Origin of the sequence: Streptomyces sp. SID3343 (assembly GCF_009865215.1) — a bacterium.
Classification (GTDB): domain Bacteria; phylum Actinomycetota; class Actinomycetes; order Streptomycetales; family Streptomycetaceae; genus Embleya.
The window spans coordinates 1-16,161 of the sequence record NZ_WWJX01000582.1; the positions used below are offsets into that span (position 1 = coordinate 1).

15 protein-coding genes are annotated in these 16,161 nt (G+C 70.1%); 8 read left to right on the forward strand and 7 right to left on the reverse strand.

The genetic code is table 11. The features are described from left to right. The 4 genes from GT354_RS17915 to GT354_RS17930 all read right to left on the reverse strand — a co-directional run. The coding region (locus GT354_RS17915) for a non-ribosomal peptide synthetase (protein WP_161357311.1) at positions 1-3,139 on the reverse strand (3,139 nt) is incomplete at its 3' end. A gap of 143 nt (positions 3,140-3,282) precedes the next feature. After that, positions 3,283-3,513, reverse strand: coding sequence for a phosphopantetheine-binding protein (locus tag GT354_RS17920; protein ID WP_161357312.1), 231 nt, complete (start codon positions 3,511-3,513; stop codon positions 3,283-3,285). A gap of 34 nt (positions 3,514-3,547) precedes the next feature. Then, positions 3,548-5,134: an amino acid adenylation domain-containing protein gene (locus GT354_RS17925; protein WP_161357313.1), complete on the reverse strand. Its 1,587-nt coding sequence runs from the start codon at positions 5,132-5,134 to the stop codon at positions 3,548-3,550. 160 nt (positions 5,135-5,294) lie between these two features. Continuing rightward, a complete protein-coding gene (locus GT354_RS17930) occupies positions 5,295-5,519 on the reverse strand; it encodes an MbtH family protein (RefSeq protein WP_202512008.1) in 225 nt (74 codons plus the stop codon). A gap of 506 nt (positions 5,520-6,025) precedes the next feature. Here GT354_RS17930 and GT354_RS17935 point away from each other — a divergent pair. From GT354_RS17935 to GT354_RS17955, 5 genes are read left to right on the forward strand one after another with little or no spacing between them, the layout of a single operon-like run. Continuing rightward, complete coding sequence (locus GT354_RS17935; protein WP_237535102.1) at positions 6,026-6,952, forward strand: thiamine pyrophosphate-dependent enzyme; 927 nt, start codon at positions 6,026-6,028, stop codon at positions 6,950-6,952. Next, a complete protein-coding gene (locus GT354_RS17940; protein ID WP_161357315.1) occupies positions 6,949-7,929 on the forward strand; it encodes a transketolase C-terminal domain-containing protein in 981 nt (326 codons plus the stop codon). The genes GT354_RS17935 and GT354_RS17940 overlap by 4 nt, the downstream gene beginning before the upstream one ends. Beyond that, positions 7,926-8,204: a lipoyl domain-containing protein gene (locus GT354_RS17945; protein ID WP_346012068.1), complete on the forward strand. Its 279-nt coding sequence runs from the start codon at positions 7,926-7,928 to the stop codon at positions 8,202-8,204. The genes GT354_RS17940 and GT354_RS17945 overlap by 4 nt, the downstream gene beginning before the upstream one ends. Before the next feature lie 12 nt (positions 8,205-8,216). Next, positions 8,217-8,465, forward strand: coding sequence for a hypothetical protein (locus tag GT354_RS17950; protein ID WP_161357316.1), 249 nt, complete (start codon positions 8,217-8,219; stop codon positions 8,463-8,465). Beyond that, positions 8,462-9,409 (forward strand): ketoacyl-ACP synthase III, encoded by a 948-nt coding sequence (locus GT354_RS17955; protein WP_161357317.1) that lies wholly within the window; start codon positions 8,462-8,464, stop codon positions 9,407-9,409. The genes GT354_RS17950 and GT354_RS17955 overlap by 4 nt, the downstream gene beginning before the upstream one ends. Positions 9,410-9,822: 413 nt before the next feature. On the opposite strand, the gene GT354_RS54110 is transcribed toward GT354_RS17955, so the two are convergent. Further along, complete coding sequence (locus GT354_RS54110) at positions 9,823-10,128, reverse strand: hypothetical protein (RefSeq protein ID WP_237535104.1); 306 nt, start codon at positions 10,126-10,128, stop codon at positions 9,823-9,825. A gap of 330 nt (positions 10,129-10,458) precedes the next feature. Here GT354_RS54110 and GT354_RS17965 point away from each other — a divergent pair, with 330 nt between their 5' ends. From GT354_RS17965 to GT354_RS17975, 3 genes are all read left to right on the forward strand, one after another. Then, positions 10,459-10,815 carry a hypothetical protein gene (locus GT354_RS17965; RefSeq protein ID WP_237535106.1) on the forward strand — a complete coding sequence of 119 codons (357 nt, stop codon included), beginning with the start codon at positions 10,459-10,461 and terminating at the stop codon, positions 10,813-10,815. Next, complete coding sequence (locus GT354_RS17970; protein WP_237534419.1) at positions 10,815-12,281, forward strand: condensation domain-containing protein; 1,467 nt, start codon at positions 10,815-10,817, stop codon at positions 12,279-12,281. The genes GT354_RS17965 and GT354_RS17970 overlap by 1 nt, the downstream gene beginning before the upstream one ends. A 563-nt stretch (positions 12,282-12,844) precedes the next feature. Continuing rightward, positions 12,845-13,531, forward strand: a complete 687-nt coding sequence (locus GT354_RS17975; RefSeq protein WP_237534408.1) for a GntR family transcriptional regulator — start codon at positions 12,845-12,847, stop codon at positions 13,529-13,531. Between the two features lie 35 nt (positions 13,532-13,566). Here GT354_RS17975 and GT354_RS56520 read toward each other — a convergent pair whose 3' ends face one another. Both GT354_RS56520 and GT354_RS17985 read right to left on the reverse strand, forming a co-directional pair. After that, the gene (locus tag GT354_RS56520) at positions 13,567-15,171 is read right to left on the reverse strand and encodes a helix-turn-helix domain-containing protein (RefSeq protein ID WP_161355099.1); all 1,605 of its coding nucleotides are present in this window, start codon (positions 15,169-15,171) and stop codon (positions 13,567-13,569) included. A gap of 236 nt (positions 15,172-15,407) precedes the next feature. Continuing rightward, on the reverse strand, positions 15,408-16,161 hold a 754-nt coding region (locus tag GT354_RS17985), incomplete at its 5' end, for a helix-turn-helix domain-containing protein (RefSeq protein WP_161357319.1).

Sequence of the window (16,161 nt, forward strand, 5' to 3'; positions counted from 1 at the left end):
TGCTCGCGGCCTCGGCGAGCGCTGCCGGCGTCCGGTGTTCGAAGATCAGCTTCGGGGTGATCTCGACGTCCTTGGCCCGGGCCCTGGAGACGACCTGGAGCGAGCGGATGCTGTCGCCGCCGGTGGCGAAGAAGTCGTCGTCGAGCCCCACCCGTTCCAGGCCCAGGACCTCGGCGAACACCGCGACCAGCACCTTCTCGCGCGGGGTGCGCGGTGCCCGGTAGGCGCCGCCGGCGATCTCCGGCTCCGGCAACGCCGCCCGATCCACCTTGCCGTTCGCGGTGAGCGGAAGCCGATCGAGGACCACGAACGCCGACGGCACCATGTAGTCCGGGAGCCGCTGCGCCACGGCGGCCCGCAGCTCTTGGGCGTCGATCCCGCCCATCAGGTCGACCGAGCCCTCTCGCACCGTCCGGCCGCCGGGCACCACGTATCCGACAAGCTGCCTTCTCCCGGCCGTGTCCCGGGCGACGACCACCGCCTGGGCGACCTTGGGGTGGGCGGTGAGGGCGGCCTCGACCTCGCCCGGTTCGATCCGGAGCCCGCGCACCTTCACCTGGGCGTCGGCGCGGCCCGCGTAGTGCAGTTGCCCGTCGGGGGCCCAGCGGGCGAGGTCGCCGGTGCGGTACATCCGCTCGCCCGGGGGGCCGAACGGGTTCGCCACGAAGCGTTCGGCGGTGATGCCCGGGCGGCCGTGGTAGCCGCGGCCCAGGCACGTCCCGACCACGTACAACTCACCGACGACGCCCTGCGGCGCCGGGGCCAGTCCCGGGCCGAGCACGTAGGCGCGCATGTTCCCCAGCGGGGTGCCGATCGGCGCCACCTCGCTCTCCGCCCAGTCCTCGGACGCCGCGAGGGAGAACGTGGTGGCGTAGAAGCTTTCGCTCTGCCCGTACGAGTTCACCACCCGCGCGCCCGGCAGGGCCGCGCGGATCTGCCGTACCAGCCGGGCGGGGAGCGCCTCGCCCGCGAGCACGACCGTGCGCACGTCGGTCGCCCTGTCCAGCCGGCCCACCAGTTCCCCGAGCACCGAGGGGACCGCGCTGATCACGTGGCCGTCCCAGTTGTCGCGCTCGGCGAGCACCAGCGCGTTCGACACCACCTCGGCCGTGCCGCCGGTGGACAGCGCGGTCAGCAGCTCGAAGACCGAGACGTCGAAGTTCACCGAGGTACCGGCCAGCATCCGCCACCCGGGCGGCGGGTCCAGCACGCGCACCAGCTCGCGCACCCCGTTGACGAGGTTGCGGTGGGTGATCGCCGCGCCCTTGGGCGTGCCCGTGGAGCCGGAGGTGTACATGACGTACGCGAGGTTGTCCGGACGCAGCGGCGCGATCCGGCCCGCGTCGTCCAGTGCTCCCTTCGACGCGTCCCACTGCGCGCTCCGGTCGATGTCGACGGGCGAGATGCCGTCGTGCGGCAGTTCCCGCCACGTCGCGGTGTCGGTGACCGCGAAGCGCGGGGCCGCTTCGGACAGGACGGTTTCCGCCCGCCCGGCGAGATGGCGCGGATCCATCGGCACGTATCCGGCACCCGACTTGAGGATCCCGAGCAGGCCCACGACCAGGTCCTCGGTGCGCGGCAGCGCCAGCACCACGAGGTCCTCGGGTCCGGCACCGCGCCGGACCAGCTCCCACGCGAGGCTGTTCGCCCGGTCGTCGAGTTCCCGGTAGGTCAGCGTCCGGTCGTCGCACACGATCGCCGGGGCGTCCGGTGTCCTGGCCACCTGGCTCTCGAACAGCTCCGGCACGGTCAGCTCGGGCACCTCCACGGCCGTGTCGTTGCACCGGACGAGCAACCGGTCCCGCTCGTCCGCGTCGAGCACGTCGACGGCGCCGATCCGGCTCCCCGAGTCGGCCACGAGCCGGCCCAGCACGCGAACGAACCGGGCCGCGAGGAGCTCGACCGTGCCCCGGTCGAACAGGTCGGTGGCGTACTCCAGTCGCACCCCCGCCCCGCCCGAGCCGTCCGGGACCATGTTGAAGAACAGGTCGAATTTGGCCGTGCCGGTCTTCAACGTCTCGGACTCGACGTCGAGGCCGGGGAATCGGAGGTTGCCCATCGGCGCCGCCTCCTGCCAGGCGAGCATCACCTGGAAGAACGGGTGGTAGGCGATGGAGCGGTCCGGGTTCAGCAGTTCGACCAACCGCTCGAACGGCATGTCCTGGTTGTCGTACGCGGCCAGCGCGCGCTCGCGCACGCGCCGGAACAGTTCGAGGAAGGTCGGGTTCCCCGAGAGGTCGACGCGCAGCACCCAGGTGTTGACGAAGAATCCGACCAGGTCGCGCAGTTCCTCGTCGGTGCGGCCCGCGATCGGGGCGCCGATGGGCACGTCGTCACCACAGCCGAGGTGGTAGAGGAGGACCGCCAGCGCCGAATGCATGACCATGGACACGGTGGTGTCCTGTTCCGTGGCCAACTTCTCCACCGCCCGCAGCAGTTCGGGCTCGACCGAGAATTCGACCAGGTCGCCGCGCGAGCTCACCGCCCCCCGGCGGGGGCGGTCCGTCGGCAGCGCCAGCGGCTGCGCCAGATCGGCCAAGGCGCGGCGCCAGTACTCCAGTTGCCCGGCCGCCAGGCTGTTCGGGTCGGACTCGTCACCGAGCACGTCCCGCTGCCACAGCGTGTAGTCCGCGTACTGCACCGGAAGCGGCTCCCACACCGGGGCACCGCCCGCCCACCGGGCCGCGTACGCCGCGGTGATGTCGCGAAGCAGCGGTCCGAGGGACTCCCCGTCCAGGGCGATGTGGTGCACCACCAGCACGAGCGTGTGGTCGCGCGGTCCGACCCGCAGCAGCCCGGCGCGGATCGGCATGTCGGCGGCCAGGTCGAACGATGTGGTGGCCGCCGCCTCGACCGCCGCCGTCCGCTCCTCCTCGTCGGCGACCTCGACGACCGGCAGCACGAACGACTTCTCCCCGGATGCCAACACCCGCTGGTGCGGGACACCGTCGGCGTCCTCGACGATCACCGTGCGCAGGACCTCGTGCCGGTCGACGACATCGCGAAAAGCCGACTCCAGTGCGCCCACGTTCAGTTCACCGGTCAGCCGCAGGGCGAAAGCGCCGTTGTAGGTCGGCGAAGGGCCTTCGAATCGGTCCACGAACCAGAGCCGGCGCTGCGCGAACGACAACGGGATCATTGTGTCTCCAAATCGGCGGAACAACCGGGGAGCAAGCCGTCACTCGGCTCTGGTCGGGCGGTTCGGGAACTCGGCGTGGAAGAAGTCGTCGAGGAGAGCGCGGCCCGACAGCGTCGAGAAATGCCGATCGATCGGCTTCGACGCTATGGGGCTACCGCGTCCGAGGATTCGATGTACGCGGAAATGGACGACACCGTCGAATGGACGAACATCTGGTCTATCGGGACCTCGACGCCCAATTCCTCGATGAACGCGCCCTGAATTCTTGCCAAAATCACGGACTGCCCGCCCAGGGCGAAGAAGTCGTCGTCGTCGGCTATATCGTCGCGGCGGAGTTCCCGGCACCAGATGGCGCGCACGCGGTCGGCAATCATCACGGTCCTCTCGGTTGACGTCACGGTCCGCCGGCTACGCCGTCGCGCCGCTGTCGGCGTACTGCTTCCGGTACACGTCGGCCAGCGCGGCGCGGTCCACCTTCCCGTGCGGGCTCAGCGGAAGCCGCGAAACGGTGATGAATCGAGCCGGGACCATGTTTCGCGGCAGCGTCTCCAGGAGGCGGCGGCGCACGTCGTTCTCGGCGGGTTCGCCGTCCGCCGAGACGATGAACGCGATCAGCTCGGCCTCGCCGGCGTCGGTGTACCCGGCCACTACGGCGGCCTCTCGGACCCCGGGCAGCCTGCCGAGGGCGCGTTCGACGTCGGTGGGGTCGATCCGCATGCCCCGCACCTTCACCTGCGCGTCCATCCGGCCCACGACGACGAGTTCGCCGGCCGGGTTCAGGTAGCCGCGGTCGCCCGTGCGGTACAGCCGGTGCGGCGCGCCGTCGACCACGAGCGTGGTGAACCGCTCGGATTCGGGGCCCGTGCCGTCGAGGTAGCCCGCGCCGACGCTGCTCCCGGAGATGCAGACCTCGCCGTACTCCCCCGCCGCGACACCGCGCATCCGCTCGTCGAGGAGGTGGATCGCGGTGTTGTACGCCGGCCTGCCGACCGGTGCGATGGCGTGCTCGCCGGCCCGATGGCCGGCGAGGTCGTACGACGTCGCGACGTCTGTGCACTCGGCGACGCCGTACTGGTGCAGGAGAGTGCACGTGGTGCCCTCGCGCGCCGCCCAGTCCGCGATCCGCTCGACCCGCAACGGTTCCCCGCCGAACAGTAGGTAGTCCAGCCGGGCGAGGGCGTCGCCTCCGCGCGCGGTCTCCCAGTCCACCAGCACGTACAGCGTGCTGGAGGCGCAGTTGACCGTGCGTATCCCGTGCTCGGTCAGCATGCGGTAGGCCATGGCGGCGTCGAAGTTCCGGCTCGCCATCAGGTGCTGGGTGGCGCCGCAGAACAGCGGCATCAGCAGGCTGCGTTGGGAGAGGTCGAACCCGAACGCGCTGACGACCAGGTTGTGCGACCCGCTGTGCAGGCCGTACTCCAGGGTCAGCCAGTTCAACAGGTTGAACCAGCCTTCGTGCCGCACCGCGGTCAGCTTCGGCGTACCGGTCGACCCGGACGTGAAGACCGCGTAGCACACGTCGTCCCCGGTGACCGGGACGTCGGGATCGGTCGCCGGGAGGTCGGCCGCCCGGTCGAAGGACTGCTCCGAGTCGACGACCTCGACGGCCGCCGACTCGACCAGTTCGGCCGTCCTCGTGGAGACCACGATCAGGGCCAGGTCGGGGACCTGCCCCAGCAGCAGCCGAAGTCGGGCCGCGGGGTAGGCCGGGTCGAACGGTACGTAGGCCGCCCCCGCCTTCAGCGTGCCGAGGATGGTGACGACGAGGTCGATCGAGTAGTCGAGGCAGATGCCGACCTTGGCACCCCGGCCGTGTCCGCGCGCGGCGAGGAAGTGGGCGAACCGGTTGGCTCTGGCGTTGAGTTCCGCGTACGTCACGCGCTGTCCGGCGCAGCAGACGGCGACGGCGTCGGGGGTGGCGGCCGCGTGTTCCTCGAACCGCCGGTGCACCGCGGGCTGCGCGGGCAGCGCGACCCGCTTTCCCTGAAGGATCATCAACTGACTCCGATACGACGGGTGTTCGGTGCGGACGAGCCGCCGGCGCAGCACGGGGAACGGGGGGTGGTCCGACGCGGGTCGGCCCGGCGGCGTTCGGCCCGGCGGAGCCGGGCGGTACGCCGCTCGGCGGCGTCGAGCACCCGGCCCCGCACCCGGCTCACTCCCGCGCCATCGCCTCCTGCAGGCTCTTCGGGCGCAGGTCGGTCCAGTTCCGCTCGACGTACTCCAGGCACTCGGCCCTGGTCGCCTCGCCGAAGACCGCCCGCCAGCCCGCGGGTACCTCGGCGAACGCCGGCCACAGGGAGTGCTGGTCCTCGTCGTTGGTCACGACGTGGAAACGGCCGTCCTCGTCGTCAAAGGGGTTCGTACTCACTGCCACCATCCTCAACGGTCGTGAAGTGACCGGGAATTCGGGAATCGGAAACGGGAATCGGAATTCAAGAATCGCCGGGTCCCGGGCACGGGTTCGCATTCGGCGCCGTCCTGTCGACAGGACACCCGGCATCCGCAGCCACCCGGAATGCTGACGCCACCGTAGGACCGGGACAAGGGCCGACGCCACCGATGGCGGTGGGGATCGCCGACCTTCCGGCCGGCACCGGCCGGACGTGTACCCCTACCGGTGTTCTGTGCCACCATGCCCGAGCGGTGGCCCATGGAGGGGCCCGCCCGAATGCGGGTGCGGCCGATCACTTCCCGCCGAGGCATCGAGAGCGCGCGCAGTCGATACCGGTCCGCGGCTCGCGCCGGAGCATGGTGGGGCGTTCGCCCGTGGGGACCAAGTGGCCGACGTATGGCTCGCCTTCGAGCGGGAGGGCCCTGCGGGTGTTCCGTACGACACGACGACGACACACTCATCGACGAACCTGCGACTGGTGATCCGTGGCCTTGAAGTCGAAATCCCAGTACCCGACGGCATCCGAGTACGCGAGCGGTCCAGACGACGACACACGACGAGCGCTGCTGCGCCACATGCTGGTGGCGCGAGCCGTCGACGAGGAGGCGCACCGGCTCCAGAAGCAGGGCGCGCTCGACCTCTGGCCGTCCTGCCAGGGGCACGAGGCCGCGCAGGTGGGCTCGGCGCTCGCCGTGGGCCCGGCCCCGACCGTCGTTCCCAGTTACCGCGAGCATGCGGTCGCTCTCCTGCGCGACGTGGCGCCGCACGAGTTGTTCGCGCAGTTCGCCGGTCGTACGTTCTGCGGTTGGGATCCGCGCCGAACACGGTTCTTCCCCTACACCCTGGTCCTGGCCGTGCAGACGCTGCACGCCGTCGGCTACTCGATCGGGCAGCGGTTGCAGGGGCTGGAGGACTTCGTCGTCGTGTACATAGGCGACGGTGCCACCAGCGAGGGCGACATGTCGGAGGCGATGAATCTCGCCGCCGTCGAATCGGCGTCCGTGCTGTTCGTCTGCCAGAACAACGGCTGGGCCATCTCGAAACCGGCCGAGGAGCAGATGCGCACCTCGGTGGCCCAGCGCGCCCGGGGTTTCGGGATCGAGTCCATCCGGATCCCGGGCCAGGACCCGGAATCCGTCTTCTCGACCTGCTCCCGGGCCGCCGCCCACATCCGCGGGCAGCGGGCGCCCTATCTCGTCGAGATCGACGTGGGGCGCATCCGCGGTCACACGACCTCCGACGCCCAGGAGGCGTACCGCAGCAGCGACGACATCGCGCGGACCAGGGCCGCGGACCCGGTGACCGCCTACACGGCCCGGCTGAGCGGTCTGGGTCTGGTGGACGCCGCGTGGCTCGACGCCGTCGACGCGCACGTGCGTGAGCTGTGCGACCGGTTGACGAAGGAGTACGTGTCATGAGCACCGTACGGTCCGCCTGCATGGCGGAGTCGATCAACACGGCTCTCGCCGACCTGCTCGAACAGGAACCGAGACTGCTGCTGCTGGGCCAGGACATCGGACGCCTGGGGGGCGTGTTCAGGGTGACCCGGGGCCTTCGGGAGCGCTTCGGCGAGGATCGGGTCCGCGACGCGCTGCTGGCCGAGTCCACCATCGTCGGCCAGGCGGTCGGCATGGCGATGAGCGGGCTGGTGCCGGTCTGCGAGATCCAGTTCGACGGGTTCACCTATCCCGCGGTGAACCAACTGGTGACCCAGGCGGCCCGGATCGGCGGCCGGTGGAACGGGCAGGTGAGCCCGAGCCTGGTGGTGCGGATCCCGACCGCCGGCGGGTTCCGGGGCGTCGAGCACCACAGCGAATCCAACGAGGCGCTCTTCGCCCGCGTTCCGGGGATCTCGGAGGCGTGCCCCTCCACCGGTGAGGACGCCGACCAGATCCTGCGGTACGCGGTGACGCTCGGCTCCCCCGTCGTGATGTACGAGCCGATCCGCCTGTACTGGCGGCGAAACACGCCCGCGCGTGACCCTGAGCCGGCGAGTTCGCCCACCGCGGCCCGGGTCGTGCGGCGTGGCACGGACCTGACGATCGCCACGTTCGGCGCGATCACCCACGAGGTGCTGGAGGCGGCGCAGGCGCTCGTACCCGTTGTCGACGTCGAGGTGGTGGACCTGCGTTGGGTGGCCCCGCTCGACATGGACACGGTTCTGGAGTCCGTCGGCCGCACCGGGCGGCTGCTGATCGTGCACGAGGGGTCCAAGGACGTCGGCATCGGCGCCGAGATCGCCGCGTCGGTGGTCGAGCACGGCTTCGACGCGCTTCGGGGCCCCATCCGCCGGCTGGCGCCCGACCGCCGCGCCTATCCCCCGGCGAACTTCGAGAAGGACTACCTGATCGGCGTACAGGAGATCAAGGACGAGGTGCTGGTGATGACGAAGTGAGCGATTCCTCTGTGGACATGCACGTTCCCGGCTTCGGGCACGGCCTCGGCGAGGCCCTGTTGATCGAGTGGGTCGCCGCTGTCGGCGACGTGGTCGAACGGGGAGACGTCGTCGCGGTCGTCGAGACCGACAAGGCCAGCACGGAGATCGTGGCCGAGCGCGGCGGACGGGTGACAGCCCACTCCGCGACGGTCGGCACGATCCTCAAGTCCGGTGCCGCGTTCTATCGGTTGGCGGCCGACCGCCCTTCGCCCGCCCCGACATCCAGCGACTGAACGGAGAAGACCATGAGCGACATCGAGAGCCGTATCGCGGACACCATGCTGGCCAAACTGCGCGAGCGCGACCCGGCGTTGGGCCCCGACGACCTCACCCGGCCGGTCGGTGACCTCGACCTCGACTCCCTCGACCTGGTCGAACTGCACCAGAGGCTGGAGACCGAGCTGCGGGTCAAGGGCGACCTGACGGAGACCGCGGGCTTCGCCTTCCTCGGCGACTTCAGCGCCTACTTCGTGAAGCTGGCGAGCCAGGGATGAGCGCGGGCATCGTCGACATCGCCACCGCGAAGCCGGGCCGGCGGATCGACAACGACCACTTCGCGTCGATCGGTCTCACGGACGAGTGGATCCGGCGCCGCAGCGGCATCGCGTCCCGCTCCTGGCTGCCGGACGAGACCCCGCCCGCGGAGGTGGCGGCGGAGGCCTGCGCGCCGATCGTGACCCGGATGGACTCCCCTTCCTCGATCGGCGCGCTGATCGTCGTCAGCACCTCGACGCGGCAGCGCGTTCCGGGGATCGCGCAAAAGGTGGCCCAACTCGCCGGACTGGGGCCCTCGGTGCTCGCCTTCGACCTGAACGCGGCCTGTTGCGGCTTCGTCTACGGGCTGGTCAACGGGCTCTGTCTGTGCGACGCCGGACAGTCGCGGTCGGTCCTGGTGTGCTCGGTGGAGGCCATGTCCCGGCTGGTGGACCGCACGGACCGGCAGACGGCGTGCATCTTCGCCGACGGCTGCGCGGCCGTCCTGCTGGAGGACCGCGCGGAGTTCGAGGGCTTTCGCCAGGTCTCGGGCTGTGACGGCACCCAGGAAGCGCTCATGCGCGAGACCGACGCGGGCGGCATCCAGCTCGACGGGATGCAGGTGTACGACCGCGCCGTGCGCCGGATGTCGGAATCGGCGCAGTACCTCTTCGACCACGGCCCCGCGCCGACCGTCCTGATCGGCCACCAGGCGAACGGGCGGATCCTGGAACAGGTCCGCGCCTTCACCTCCCATCTGGGCGTGCCCTTCGTGAACCGGATCGAGAACTCCGGCAACACGTCGTCCGCCACGATCCCGCTGGCGTTCGCCGAGGAGTTGGAAGCCGGTTCCCTGCCCGCCGCGGGCCGGCTCGGGGCCGTGGCCTACGGCGCCGGCGAGGCGTGGGGCGGCGTCTCGGTGGGTTACCGGGTGCCGGCCGCCACGGCCGTCACAGCCGCCTGAGCACGCCGGAAGCCGGCGAACCGAAATCGATCACGGGAGGTCGTCATCTACTCGCCAGAAGCCTGGATCCTACGCTCGGGCGCGGTGGCCGGGTCCGGCCCGCGCGACGGTGGACCCGGCGCCGCGCTGGAACGCGGCCGGTTCACCTTCGGCCCGCTGGAGGAGGGTGAGGCGCTGGTGGAGCCGATCCTCTGCTCCTGGGAAGCCAACATGGACCACGCGCTGACCCGCTCACCGATCGACGTGTGCAGCAGCCGCGGCGAGGACGCGGTGGTCCTGGGCAACCTGGGCGTGGTGCGGGTGCTCAAGGTGAACGCGGCGGGCCGAGACGTCCGAGTCCGGGAAGGGGACCTGTGCCTGCTGATGCCGTTCGGCAGGCTCGACCGCTTCGGCTACGCCGAACTCGCCTACGCCTACGACTGCCCCGACACCATCGGCCTGCTGGCCAAGCGGTCGAAGATGGACGCGCGACTGCTGCTGCCGATCCCGGACGGCACCGCGTACTCGCTGCCCCAATGGACGACGTACGGGCGGTACTTCACCGCCTGGGACAACTGGCACAAGGCGTACGGGTGTTGGCGGACCCAGGTCGTCGACGACGATCCGGCGAACCACCTGGTGTTCGGGTGGGGCGGCGGGGTGTCCTTCGCCGAGCTGATGCTCGCCAAGCGGTTCGGGTTCCGGGTGGCGATGACGGCGGGCTCGGACGAGCGTGTCACCTTCCTGCGGGAACACGGCATCACCCCGGTGGACCGCCGCCGGTTCCCCGAACTCTCGCTGCCCACCCGGGAGCAGCGGACGGATCGGGACCGGCATCAGCGACGCCGGACGTCGGTCAAGGATCTGCTGGGCGTCATCGACGACCTCAGCGACGGCCACGGCGTTTCGATCTTCGTGGACAACATCGGCGAGCCGCTGTACGACATCACCCTGACCGCGCTGGCCCGCGAAGGGGTCGTCACCACGTGCGGCTGGAAGGCGGGGATGCGCCTGTCCCATCTGCGCGGGGCCGAGTCCATCAGCCGGCACATCCATGTGAACACGCATGTGTGGTGGTTGCCGGACTCGCCGGTGATCCGGGACTTCCAGGAGACCGAGGGCTGGACGGCGCCGGCCGGTGGACCGAGTGGAAGGCCACCGCGCTGCGCAGTCGTCGGATCCACCCGCACGAGGTCTACCTGTGGATCGTGCGTACTCGTGAGGGCGTCTACCTCAGCCACCGCTTCCCCGACTCCGAACCCGGCCGAGCCAACGTGCCCTCCTACGTCTCCGACATCGGCCGCCTGGTGCGGCAGGTCGTCGCCGGTGAGAACCTGCCGTCCGCCGCTCCGCACTCCTCTTGTCCGCCGCGATCACACCCGGTCTGTGTCCGCGACACCAAAGGAAAGGAACCCACGCCGTGTTGATGACCTTCCTGTCCGACTACGTGCCCCGGGTCGGCGAGCTGGTCGAGTTCCGGATTCCCGACCACGTCGTCGAGAAGGCGAAGCACGCACCGGTACACCCCGTGCCGCCGTCCCCGGTACAGGAGAATCACCTCGCGCGCTATCTGGCCAATCTCCAGGCCGGCCGTCCCCAGTCCCCGTGGTTGGGGCTCGCCTTCGACCTGCCGGGGCGAATCGACACCGCCGCCCTGGCCGGCGCCCTGAGGAAGTGGACGCTGCGCCACGAGACGATGCTCACGTGGTTCTCGGCCGAGCCGAACGAGGCCACCGAGGGTGGCGCCGGCACGACCCTCACTCGGCACATGGTCACTCCCGAGTACGTGGACGTACAGCCTGTGCCACGCGGCGCCTTCACCTCCGAGGACGCCGTCCGGGAGCATCTGCGCGAGCAGTTCCACGGCGGCACCAGTCCGATGTGCTGGCCGCCGTTCACCGCCGCCGCCGTACTCGGCGAGGATTCCTCCACCGTCTACTTCGCCATCGACCACGCGCACAGCGACGCCTACTCCATGCTTCTCGTCTTCGACGAACTGCGCGCCCTGTACCAGGCCGAACAGGAGGGGACCGAGGCCGTCCTGCCCGAGGTCGGCAGCTACCTCGACGCCGGCGTTCTGGAGCACGAGCGGGCCGCCGCCCTCCAGGCCGATTCTCCCGGGGTGCAAAGCTGGGTCGGCTTTCTCCTCTCCGGCCCGATGCCGTCCTTCCCGCTCGCACTGGGGCTGTCGCCGGGAGAGACGCGTGCCAGTCTCTCCTTCGAGCTCGACTTGCTCACCGCTGCCGAGGCCGACGCCTTCGCCAAGGCGTGCAGGCCGCACGGCGCCGGTTTCTCCGCCGGCCTGCTGGCTGCTCTGGGGGTCGTGCACCGCGACCTCGGGGGTCGCAGCGTCTACCGCGGCCTGTCCGTCGTACACACCCGCAACGAGGTGCGCTGGCTCGCCGCCCAGGGATGGTTCATCAACCTGGTCCCGGTCGCTTTTCCGCTGACCGAGGACGGGGCGGACAGCCGACCTCTTTCCCTGGTCGAACTCCTGGGTGCCGCGGGCGCCGGATTCCGCAGTGCCTGCAAGCTGGCCTCGGTCTCTCCCCTCCGGGTGGCCGAACTCGCCGGTTTCCCCCTGCAGTCCGACGACTCCGCGGTACTCCCGATCGTCTCCTACATCGACGGGAGGCACGCCCGGGGGTCCCGTGACTGGGAGGGGGCCAACTGCAACGGGCTCTACGACTCCAGCCCGAGCAGCGAGGTCATGATGTGGGTGAACCGCCGCTGGGACAGCACCTACATGCGGGTCACCTACCCCGACACACCCGAGGCCCGGGTCAATGTGCCACGCCTGTTCGATCGGTTCCAGTACGTGGTCCGGCGGATCGCGCAGGGCGATGACGAATACACCTGCGGCCCGACAGTGCCTGCTTCTGCCGGTTGTTGACAGGCCTGCGGAGACAGCCCCAGCCAGTCGAATATTTTATCTACTGCGGGTCCGTCGGAGTCGTGAATCACGACGCCCGACGGGCCCGCACGCCATGCCCGCTCCGGGCGACACCGAGGCACGATCCGAACCGGCGTCTGCCGGAGCGCACCCGGTTCGCCTCCGAACTCGCCGGGATCACTGCGGAGTTCCTTCCCGTCCGGACGGGGGCGCCGGACGACGGCCGGGCGGGATGTAGCCGTCTACGTGATCGGAAACTTCCCCGGCCGACCACAGACCCCGCCACGAGCCGATCCGCCGGCTGCCGTCTTCGACCTCCTGCAGATCCCCGAATCGGCCGACACTCCTTCGTTCCCGGAAGGCAGAACCACCTCATGACGGGCAGCACCACCACCGACGACAGCTCATCGAGGGCCTGCCGGAACGCACCCCGGGCGCTCGGCACGCGCTTGTTCCGGGAGTGGCCGGGCCGCGTGGCTGCGCACGGGGTCGCAAGGAACTCGTCAGGCTATATGATGCACTCTGTTTCGGACCGCCGACCGGCGATGGCGAACGAGGAGCCCATGGCGCGTGACCGCAACAACTCCCAGCGGCAGCAACTCTCCGAGGAGGTGGCGACCTACGTCCGCGAGATGATCATCTCCGGCGAGGTCAGGCCCGGCGAGTTCCTGCGCCTGGAACCCATCGCGGAAGCCGTCGGCGTCAGCAACACCCCGGTACGCGAGGGTCTTCTCTCCCTCAGCAGCGAAGGTTTCATCGAACTGGTCCCTCGCCGCGGCTTCATCGTGATCCCCTTCTCCCGGCAGGACGTCCACGACCTGTTCTGGGTCCAGGCCCAACTCGGCGGCGAACTCGCCGCCCGCGCGGCCCGGAAGATCACCGGCGAACAACTCGACGAACTCGAAGCCATCGTCAAACAACAGGAGGAGGCCATCGAGGCCGACGACGAGGAAGGCATGCTCGAACACGGCCACGCCTTCCACCGTCACATCAACCTCGCCGCCGATTCCCACCGCCTCGCCCTCCTTCTGCGCTCCGCCGTCAAGCAACTGCCCAACCGTTTCTACATCTCCATCGAAGGCAGAGCCGCCGCCGCCCGCGAGGAGCACCCCCTCATCGTCGAAGCACTTCGCCGGCGCAGGCACGGCATGGCACGCTCGCTCGTGGAACAACACACCCTGCAAAGCGCCGACCATCTCATCGAGACCCTTGAGGCACGCGGACTCTGGCAGGACCGCACCGACTCCTGAACCACGCCGGCCGAACCGGCCCCGCTCCCCCGACGTCAGTACACCCGCAAGGCACGCATCCGGTTGTAGAGCGTGGACCTGCTCACCCCCAAAGCGCGTGCCGCCTGGAGTCGGTTGCCGCCGGCCGCCTTGATGGCGGCGACGATGACCTCGCGCTCGGCCTGCAGAAGCGGCGACGTCGGAACCGGCACGCCGCAGTGCGAAGCGGGCAGGTCCGAGGGGACGATGTCGCCCACCGAACGTCTTTCGGCGACGAACCGAACCACCCGCCGCAGTTCGGCAAGGTTACCGGGCCACGGCTGAGCGGCCAGTACCCGCAGGCTGTCGCCGGTCATCCGAGCCCGCTCGGGGCCCACCTCGTCGGTCAGCATGTTCTGCGCCAACCGGGGAATGTCGTGCCTGCGCCGGCGCAGAGGGAGCAGGTCGCGCCGCGCGCCGCAGAGCGCTGCCAGTGGTGCGTGCACACCGTCGAGATGTTCGCCGGGTGTCGAGGTCAGCACGGTCTTTCGCCGCGTGGCGCGCATCCACTCAACCGTCGGCGTCGTCATCCGCTCGCTCATGAGCTGGATGTTCTCGATGATCAACGGGCACGCGCCGCCGGCCGGCAGGGCCGCCATGCCTTTGGTCCACTCTTGTTCGCCCTGGCACACGGCGTCGGCGGCGTCGAGTACGAACGCATCGGGTCCGGCTGCCCGCCGAGCCTCGGTGGTACGGCCGCTGCCGAGCTCACCGACGATCAACAGCGGTCGACCGACGGCAAGGTCGGCACCGTCCGTGCCTCGACGGCCCGACCGTTTCACAACGATGTCGACCAGTGCCCCGTCGGCGCCGTCGACGGGCGCACACCTCAGCCGGACCGTTCGGCCGCAGACCAGCGTCAGATGACGATCGACCTCGCGGTCGGAGCGCATCCCCTCCACGCACGCCTGGACGGCCACGTGGTCCGCAGGACTCAGCAACTCCAGTGCGGCCGGAGTCGCCAGAACGACGCCCCGACCCACCCCCATGACCGGCCGCCGGGAAGAGCGGGCAGCCGTCCGGAACGCTGCCAGCAGCCGGCGCTGGGTCCGGGTCGCGTCCAACCGAAGCCGGTCCTCGATGTCACGGACGATGCGCCGAACCAGGGCTGCGAACAGGGGGTGCTCCTCGCCCAAGGGGGCTCCGACATTGACGACCCCCTCGATCCGACGGGTGATCGGATGGATGATCGGATGTCCGTAGCAGGCGAACTCACAAAAGGTCGTCATGAAGTGATCGGTGCCACGGACCAGCAGGCCTTGGCCGGTCTCCAGCGGAGTGCCGACCGCGTTGGTCCCCACCTGCTCCTCGCCGAGCCGAACGCCCGGCACGATCCCGAACGCGGTCAGCGCTGTGCCGAACGTCGCGTCTGCGCAGCGGATGTCGATGATGCGCGCCTCGCGGTCGGCCAGCACCAGGACACACCGGGCGTCGGCGAGTTCCGCCTGCCCCCGGTCCAGCACCGGGCGAGCCGCACGAACCAGAATTCCGTCACCGGCCACCGGCCCCTGGTCGAGGGCCGGAGCGCCGTGCCGGTGGAGGCCGTTCAGGCGCGACCGGCTCCACGAGGACTCGATCTCCGGCCGTACCTTCCCGGCACCATCCTGAGAAGAGCCGTACACGCAAGGCCACCTCTGCTCGCCACGGACATCGCTCTCGCACCCACGCGGATCTGCCCGTGGTGCGAGCCGGACCATTCGATCCACCTGCGTCCGGCGTTGGGAAGGCCGGGACGTGTGGGTGTCCAAATATCCGGACACCGTCGAGCCGGCAGGTCGCCGGGCCTGTGGTTCGTTCGGGCTCGGGTGACCCTCGGGCTCGGGTGACCGGTGAGTGACTGCCCTGCGAGGTCGGCCGATCAGCCGCCGGTGTCCGCCGACGCGGTGGATTCGTCGGTGGCGGCCCACGAGGAGAGGATGCGCAGACCGTCGTGGGAGGGGCTGCCGGGTTCGGTGGTCCACGTGACGAGTTGCTGGTCGGGGTCGGTGGCGCAGGTGAGGGTGTCCCAATCGAGGGTGAGATCGCCGGCGACGGGATGGTGGTACACCTTGGTGCCCATGCCCCGGGCAGCGACATGGTGGGCGCCCCACCAGCGGCGGAAGTCGGCGTCCTGCACGGACAGTTCGCCGACGAGAGCGGCCAGTCGCAGGTCGTGCGGGTCGCGGGCCGCCTCCATCCGCAGTTGGGCCACACACGCGTGGGCGACGTTCTTCCAGTCCGGATACAGCGCCCGGAAAGCGGGGTCCATGAACACCAGCCGCACCATGTTGCGCTGCTTCTCCGGGACCTTGCCGAAGTCGGTGATCAGCGCGGCGGCCATCGAGTTCCAGGCGAGGACGTCCATCCGGCGGCCCAGAACCATGGCGGGGGTGCCGGCCAGGTCGTCCAGCAGCCGGCGCAACCGGGGCTGGACCTTCTGCGCGGACACCCGGCGCGGCCGAGGCTCGTCCTTGCCCGCGAGCCCGTACACGTATTCGCGTTCGTCGTCGTCCAGACGCAGGACCTCGGTGAGGCTCTCCAGCACCGACTGGGACGCCTGCCGCCGGCCCTGCTCCAGTCTCGTGTAGTAGTCGGTGCTGATGGAGGCGAGCAGGGCCACCTCCTCCCGGCGC